This window comes from Bacillus sp. JJ864, assembly GCF_036963045.1.
GTDB classification, from domain to species: domain Bacteria; phylum Bacillota; class Bacilli; order Bacillales; family Bacillaceae_G; genus Bacillus_A; species Bacillus_A pseudomycoides_C.
Genome location: NZ_JBALLY010000045.1, coordinates 11,701 through 19,208 on the forward strand (window position 1 = coordinate 11,701; position 7,508 = coordinate 19,208).

Below are 7,508 nucleotides of genomic sequence, written 5' to 3' on the forward strand. Positions count from 1 at the left end.
ACCTAACTTCTTTGCTTTTTCCGGTTTTTCATAAAGTAACTGAGTAGTTACTAAAAAGCGAAGTCTTCATCAGACTCCGCTTTTTTCCTTATTTTTGTGGAGGTGTCACTTTTAATTCTTTAATCCCGTCTTTTAATGTGACTGTATCTGTCGTTAATCTCTTCCAACTATTTTGAGCGGAATCCAGGGTAGGTTTTAAGAATTTAAATTTATTTTGATCAGCTTTTTCAGATGCCTTCTCAATATGTCCCAGTACTCCTGAATATTTAGAATCTAAATCATCCCATTGATCGTACATATAAGTAAGAGAACTAATGGCTTTATCAATCGCACTATGCATCTCACTAATATTATTAAACGCAACTCCAACTATACGATTTAATGTTATTTTATAATCTACAGTCTGACGTAATTTTGCTAATTCTGGCTCTAACCAGCCTAAGTTACTTCTTGCTGTACCTATCATTGTACCACCAGAAATCCATGTAGGAATAGTGGGAATAGATACTGTTATTATTCCATCAGATTCTAATTTTTTATAATAGTTTATTTTTCCTAAAACTTCATTTAGACGTTTTTGATCGGCTTCAACATCAGCTCCTTGGTTTTTTAAGATTAACTGTAAGAGATCTTTATTGCTTCCAAATGCTCTAATATCTTGACCAATATCGTCTTTTAATTTAGTTAATTCTTGTATTAATTTTTGGGCATACTCTTGGTTTTGTTGAATTTCACCTCGTAAATCTGTAATCCCTTTTTTTAAAGTATCTCCATTCCCCGTATTAATCGCATCTACTAATGTTCTATAATAACTGTCGAATTTTGTATCGTATTCAATAATGTCTGTCAATGTATTTAAAAGCTGTCCTTTTATTTGCGTATCCCATTTAACAGCATGTTCTCTAGCATTCTTCTGATCTTGTACAATTTTACTAGGTAAATCTGTATATCCATTAATAGTGATGCCTTCAAAATTCACATCTGGATTATTAATTAATAAATAAGAATAGTCATTCATGGATTTTGCAAATACCCCGGCGTCTTGCAAAGCTTTTTTCATCTGTTCTTCATTTGCTGAAAGAGACATATCCCCAGTGTTAGTTTGTTCAATTTCACTTGCAAAGGCTGTTACTGGTGTAACTGCATTAGCCGTTGTAATTGTTAAAAACGTTGATACAGCAAGTATTTTGTAAGGGATTTTTTTAATCATTTCATATTCCTCCTCTGTAGGTTTTGATTGGAAGTTCTATTCTTCTTTAAAAGTGAACTTAGTTCTGCATCTTTATGAATATCATTTCAACTTTTTTTAGTAGCCTTCAAATCATCAAGTATTAAAGAAAAGTAGTTACAAAGAAAATTTATAGTGAAAGGCGAAGTCTGTAATCAGACTCCGCCTTTTCGGTGTATAAGGAATTATTAATTGTTGTATGCCTATTTAACAATATAATTCTAGATTCTCTATGTTTTAAGCAACTTTACAACAGAACCGATATTTCCTTATTTTTGTGAAGAAACAGGTGTCACTTTTAATTCTTTTATCCCTTCTTTTAGTCTGAACGCATCTGTGTGTAAATTTCTCCAACTACTTTTAGCTGCATTCAAGTTAGCTTTTAAGAATGTAAATTTCTCTTTAGCAGCTTTTTCAGATACCGTATCAATTCTATCCAGTACCCCTTTATATTGAGAATCTAAATCATGCCATTGTGCAGACATATAAGTAAGAGAATTAATAGCATCATCAAGCGCCTTATGCATTTCACTAATATTATTATACGCAACGCCAACTACACGATTTAATGTTATTTTATAATCTACAGTCTGACGTAATTGTGCTAATGTCGGCTCTAACTTAGCTAAATTATCCTGTGCTGTAACCACTATTATACCACCAATCCACGGTAGGCCAAAAATGGCACCCTTCATTACATTAAATCCATCAGATTCTAATTGCTTATAATAGTTTACTGATCCTAAAATTTCCTCTAGACGCTTTTGATCGGCGTCAACATCAGCACCTTGGCTTTTTAAAATGGACTGCAAGAGATCTTTATTGCTTCCGAATGCTCTAACATCTTGTCCAATAGCGTCTCTTAACTTACTTAATTCTGCTATTAATTTTTTTGTAGACTCTTGGTTTTTTTGAATTTCACTATGTAAATCTGAAATCCCTTCTTTTAAAGTATCTTTAGCCACATTAGCTTCAGCCACTTTAGCCATTTTAACCTCAGCCACATTAGCTTCATTAGCCTCTTTAAACTTTTTAGCAGCCGTATCAGCCGCATTTACTAATGTTTCATAATAAGTGTCAAATGTCGTATCGTATTCGATAATGCCTGTCAATGTATCTAAAAGCTGTTTTTTTATTTCCGTATCCCATGTAATAGCATGTGCTCTTGCATTCTTTTGATTTTGTACAATTTTACTAGGTAAATCTGGATACCCATTAATAGTGATTCCTTCAAAATTCACATCTGGATTCTTAATTAACATATAAGAATAGGCATTCATAGATGTTGCAAATAACCCAGTCTTGCTCAAAGCTTCATTCATCTTTTGTTCATTTGCTGAAAGAGACATATCTCCATTGTTAGTTTGTTCGATTTCACTTGCAAAAGTTGCTACTGGTGAGAGTACAGAAGTTGTTGTCAAAGTTAAAAACGCCGATGCAGCGAGTATTTTGAAAGGGATTTTTTTGATCATTTCATATTCCTCCTATATAGGTTTTGATTTTTAGTTCTTTGTTTCTTGTTTAAAAGAAATATCTTTCGAAATGAATTCTGCATCTGTATGAATATCATTCCAACTTTGTTTAGCAGCTTTTAAATCATCAAGTATTAAAGAGAGTTTATGTTCTTGCATTTGGTCGATATTATCATGTAAATCTGTATAATTGGCACCCATTTTATTCCATTGTTGTTGAATACTTGTTAGAGACATGATCGCTTGATCCACTGTCTGATACAGAGTTGTCAAAGTGTCTTTCGCGCTAGTAAGCGAAATAACTGCTTGGCCAGCAAGATCGGCTTTCATACTTAATTGTCCGATTTTGTTAGAAATTTCGTTATAGGAGTCCATATGTTTAGACGCCGCGACACCAGCTGCTGTTCCTAAACCGATACCAGCTGCACCGAGAGCCGCAAGGCCACCAACAACAGCTGGTGTTGCTGTACCGCCAGTCACAACAATTACTACCGTTCCTGCAATGGCTGCAGCAACTAAAATGACTGCTCCCAATCCACCACCAATTGACCATGCTAATACATTGTTAAAATGCTCTGTCTGAGTAGAACGTAGCTTCTCAATTTCAGCCTGAAGTTGTGGAATCAGGGCATTATTTCCGGCTAATAGTGCCGTTAATCCACCTTGCCCATCTGGGCCACCAACATTATTTTTAAACCCTGTAGAATTGTCATACAGTTTTGTTTTGAAGTCTTGTAACATCTTAATTACTTCTGTAACTTCTTTTGAATTTGTATTAATTGTAGTGATTAAATCATTTAGGCCCTCTTTTAGCTCGCCCTTATCTTTCTTTTTAGCAGCATCTTCCAATATACTGTAATAACTTTTAAATTGTTCATCGTAATTTACAATATTACGTGCTGTTTTTTGAATCTGCGGCTTCGCTGTATCTAACCAATAATTCGCATTGATTCGTGATAGTTCCTGATTAAGGTGAATATTTTTAATTAATTCTGCTCCTTCTGAACCTAAATCAATATTGGATAAATTTACATTTGGTTGTTTAATCATTGTTTTTGCGTACAAATCCATTACAAGAATATGAGATCCTGTTTCAGCTAATGCTTTCTTCAGCCCTTCAGGCCCTAATTCATAATTCCCTACTTTTTGTTCTTGAGCGGTTTGTTCCTGGGCAAGCACATGAATAGTGTTACCATTAGTAGCAGTTATAAGTGTTGCTAGAGTGGCTACAGCTAACACTTTAAATGGAAATTTTTTCATAACTATTCTCCTTCTCAGTTTTCTGATAGATTCTTATAATCTTTATATTATTTTTGTTACATGAATCCATTTTAATTTTTCGACATATAGATTGCGGCTATGAAGAAGAGCCTACAATTGCTTTCTCCCTTTGTTTTACCTTGCATGTGGTAGGAAAGGGCACTGACCGCTTCTATGCATGGCCAGATGCTCTCAACCACCGAAAAAGAATGGTTTTATGTCGTTTTTTAATTTGGATCTAAATAAATTCATGTAACTACTCAGCCATACATTTCATTTAGAAGTTTGGTAAGGAGTATAATTGCTGCCATAAAGATAAAAATGGACCTACACCTCGCTGCCTTTCTCTGTTTTAAAACTTTGCGCGTGGCAGGAAAATGCACTGACCGCTTCTATACATAGCCAGTCCCTCTCGACCACTTAAAAAAATGCTTTTCTATCGGTTTTTCATAGAGTGAATGAGTAGTTACAAATTCGCAATATTAAAACTTATTAACTTGTTCTTCAAGGTAACTTGTTACATGTTTTAATTGTCTTAATGTATCTTTTTGAGACTGCTGGTCAGTTGCATCAACATTAGTAGATAATTTTGTAACATTATTTTTGATTAGATCCAAATCTTCTTTATAGCGTTTTAGTAGATCAAGTTCTACATCTACTTGATTTGCAAATGTATGTAAATCATTTTGCATAATAAGAAGCATTGATTTTTGTAAATCTGCTACTGTTAGGTTCTTTGTTAAATCATAAAATTTTTGGTTTTGTGTCTCTAAATCAGCTAAATGTGCTCGTTGCTCTGCTGTTAGTTTATTTACTTCAGCGAAGGCGCTATATGTTTTTTTAATTTTTTCAGGATCAATAACTTTCGTAAGGTCATACTCTTTCGTTTTTGCAACTGCAGCTGCAGCAATTTCACTTTTTTTGTTTTTCTCAATTTCTTCACGAGCTGCTTTTTTGACAGCTTCAATCTCTAGAGTAGATTTACCCTTTTTTTTCGCTTCGTCCGCTGCTTTTTTCTCTGCTTCTAAAATAGACTTGTTAATTTCTTTTCCTTTGTTATACGCTGCCACTGCTGTTTGAGCAGTCGGTTCAATGATATCTTTTGAAAGACTATAGACTTCTTTGAATATAGTAAGTCCTTGTGAATTTAAAGCTCCTGGTAACAATGCGATTTGTTGTAAATCATTTTGAATTGATTTTTGGGTATTTTGTAATTCATTTTTTAGCTGGTCTATTTTCCCTGTTCCCTCTGAGCTTAGGGCAACCTGCGCTTTTGTCACATCAGTATCGAGATCTTTAAGTTTTTTATCAAGCTGTAATTTAAGATCTGTTAATTCATTAATCTGACGTTGCGCGTTTTCTTGGTTCGTCATAGCCATGTCTTGAAGAACTTCAAGTCTATCCAAAAACCCTTCTTTATCTTCTTTACTGTCTACAAACGCCTTTAATGTTGGATAATAGCTATTAAATTTAGTTACAAATCCTTTACTTTTTGAATTTAATAGAATTAATTTTGGATAAAGTTCCGATGACCATTCGTTCATATCTTTCTTGATTAGGTCTTGGTTCGTATTTAAAGCTGGGACTTCCGCTAGCTGTACATTAGGACTCATTAAAGCCTGATCTATATATGTTTGGATTAATTTAGATTGCGCACCTAATTTTCTTAATGATGAGGAAATATCTGTATTCTCTTGCTGTGTTTCTGCCTGAACAATTGGCGTTGCCAAAGCATTGATAGGAATAGCCGCCCCAGTAACAATTGACGTTATTAAAAATCCTGTAATTATTTTATTTTTCATTTAGTACACCTCTTCGCTGTTATTTTTTTACAATTTTATTCATACATCTTGAACGACCTATAGTTTTGTTTTCTCCTTGCCTAACTGAGGTAGGAGAATTTTCGGATAGAGTGTTAAATCGAGAAACTCTCGTTATTATCTATTTTCATAGAATGTAAGGACCTTACGCCCTCATTGTAAACATTATGTTTTTGATAAGTAAACAGTAAAATTCCACCGCATATATTTGAAAATTCAGATTTTGCTTATTCGTATTAGAAAAAACATTATATCTAAAAAATTAAATGATATGAATCAATTCACTAAGTGAAATAGTTATAATCTGATAATTAAGCCTAAAATGTAATGGTTTTCACCGATCTATATGAATTGCTTGATAAAAAATGTTTTTAATATAATTTAAAAGCACCTTGTATATTGATTTACTTTATTTGGGAAATGTAAAATTGCATATCAATATGGTCATATCAACGATAAATAATCTATAAAATTATTATCATATGAATAGTAATTATATTTTCCATAAACATTACAGGGAAAAAGGTTTTTATACAGGGAATAAGATGAGGTATGCTAAAAATCTTTCTGAATGTATAGGTATAAACTAGATACATATGGAGAATACAAATCGAAAAACAAGGATAACTATATAGGGGGATAAAATGCTTGAAGAGTATAAAATGAAAAGTAATACAGAGTAGGGTTTGATTTTTCATTAATGGGCAGTAAGACACCACTTTAAGCTTGAGAGAGAAGCAAAGAAGATAGGTGAGGGGTAAAACATTATGAAATGAAGTAGATGAACAGGTTCTGTTGCAAGGTTTTTGAAACCTATATAAAAGTGAAAGGCGAAGTCTTGAATCAGACTCCGCCTTTTCGGTGTATAATGAATTATTTATTGCTGTATGATTATTTAACGATGTAACCTTAATTTCTCTATGTTTTAGGAAATTTTGTAACAGAACCGATAATTCTTTATTTTTGTGAAGGTTCCACTTTTAATTCTTTTATTTCTTCTTTTAATATGGCTACATCTGTTTTAAATGTTTTCCAACTATCTTTAGCTGCATCCAAGTTAGGTTTTAAGAATTTAAATTTGTTTTGATCAGCTTTTTCAGAGGTATTCTCAATCTGTTGCAGTACCACTGTATATTGAGAATCTAAATTATTCCATTGCGTGGACATATAAGTAAGAGCATTAATAGCTCCGTCAATCGCATTATGCATCTCATTAATATTATTATACGTAACTCCAACTACACGGTTTAGGGTTATTTTATGATCTACAGGCTGATTTACTTTTTCTAATAATGGTGTTACTAACGGCTGTAACTCTTTTAATTGATCTTCTGCTACAACTACTATTATACCACCAATCAACGGTAGGCCCAAAACGGTACCCTTCATTACATTGAATCCATCAGATTTTAATTTGTTATAATGATTTATTTTCGCTAAAATTTTATCTAGACGCTTTTGATCCACTTCGATCTCAGCTTCTTGCTTTTTTAAAATCGACTGCAAGAGATCTTTATGGTCTCCAAATGCTTTAACATCTTGTCCAATTTGATTAGGTAAATTTGTATGCCCTTCCAAATCAATTCTTGCAAAATTCACATCTGGATTATTAAGTAACATATAAGAATATCCATTCATAGATTTTGCAAATACCCCAGCATCTTGCAAAGTTTTTTTCATCTGTTCTTCACTTGCTGAAAGAGACATATCTCCATTGTTAGTTTGTTC

The 7,508-nt window shown here is 33.1% G+C and carries 5 protein-coding genes (1 of these 5 running past the window's edge); all 5 read right to left on the bottom strand.

Annotation, left to right across the window (positions count from 1 at the left end; genetic code table 11):
* Positions 1-88: 88 nt before the first annotated feature.
* Positions 89-1,210 carry an HBL/NHE enterotoxin family protein gene (locus V7024_RS08625; protein ID WP_335518343.1) on the bottom strand — a complete coding sequence of 374 codons (1,122 nt, stop codon included), beginning with the start codon at positions 1,208-1,210 and terminating at the stop codon, positions 89-91.
* A 287-nt stretch (positions 1,211-1,497) separates the two neighbouring features.
* A complete protein-coding gene (locus tag V7024_RS08630) occupies positions 1,498-2,700 on the bottom strand; it encodes an HBL/NHE enterotoxin family protein (protein WP_335518346.1) in 1,203 nt (400 codons plus the stop codon).
* A gap of 30 nt (positions 2,701-2,730) precedes the next feature.
* Positions 2,731-3,960 (bottom strand): hemolysin BL lytic component L1, encoded by a 1,230-nt coding sequence (gene hblD, locus V7024_RS08635; RefSeq protein ID WP_335518349.1) that lies wholly within the window; start codon positions 3,958-3,960, stop codon positions 2,731-2,733.
* A gap of 482 nt (positions 3,961-4,442) precedes the next feature.
* Entirely contained in the window at positions 4,443-5,762 is a 1,320-nt protein-coding gene (hblC, locus tag V7024_RS08640; protein ID WP_335518351.1) for a hemolysin BL lytic component L2, read from the bottom strand.
* Between the two features lie 975 nt (positions 5,763-6,737).
* Positions 6,738-7,508, bottom strand: the 3' portion of a protein-coding gene (locus tag V7024_RS08645; RefSeq protein ID WP_335518355.1) for an HBL/NHE enterotoxin family protein. It continues 60 nt past the right edge of the window; the window shows 771 of its 831 coding nt (coding positions 61-831); its start codon lies beyond the right edge, outside the window; its stop codon occupies positions 6,738-6,740.